We start from the raw sequence: 830 nt of genomic DNA on the forward strand, positions 1-830 counted from the left end.
AAGCCCGATAATGACATAAAATTATATGCGTGAGGGTATGGAAGCCCGGAGTTCCGGCGCAATTTTTATTGCGCCGGAATGAGCGGTTAGCGAAGGCTGGAACACCCGACGGCGAAGCCGGCACGCCAGGAATTTTTAGTTTTTATGCAAAAATGCTTTTTCCGTTATAAAATTTGCCCGAAACGTGTTTTGGGATTATATTGGAACTATCTGCTTTATTGTCCGCATTAAAATAAAAAAAACATTGGAGGCTGTTTTATGAAAAAATCTCTTGTTATTCTTGGTTTTCTCGTTTTTGGAGGAATTATGGCGTTTTCACAGAATTATCCGACCGCGCAAGAGACCGCGCCTGATTCAATGGGCTGGATGCAAGGATTTCCGCCGTCTCAGGAAAAAACGCTTCACGCTTCGGACGGCTCGTTCTTTGAGTTTCCGGCGTTGCGCTACAGCGTGAACCACATGAGGGAATTTTTCCCGACCCGGAATGTCTCATCAGGCAGCGGCAAGAAATACCAGCTAAAGACAAAGCTTGACCCGGCAATCGGAAACGTAGCTTTTACGCCGTGGGATTCTGACAAGGCGATGACTTTTGAAGAGTCGCTTGGTGCAAACTACACCGACGGTATCATCGTCATGCACAAGGGAAAAATCGTCTACGAAAAATACCCGGCAGGATTAAAACCGGACGGACTCCATGCGGCGATGTCTGTGAGCAAGTCGTTCACGGGAACAATCGCTTCAATTCTTGTGGCAGAAGGAAAACTTGACCCGTCAAAAAAAGTGGCTGAATATATTCCAGAGCTGAAATGTTCAGGCTTTTCGGAGGCAAC

Annotated in this window: 1 protein-coding gene; it reads left to right on the plus strand. The window is 46.5% G+C overall.

Going from position 1 to position 830, the window contains the following annotated elements; genetic code table 11:
• Positions 1-258: 258 nt before the first annotated feature.
• On the plus strand, positions 259-830 hold a 572-nt coding region (locus tag B4N75_RS01840; RefSeq protein WP_296706464.1), incomplete at its 3' end, for a serine hydrolase.

The sequence above is a fragment of the Treponema sp. UBA7570 genome, from assembly GCA_002477955.1.
Taxonomy (GTDB): domain Bacteria; phylum Spirochaetota; class Spirochaetia; order Treponematales; family Treponemataceae; genus Treponema_D.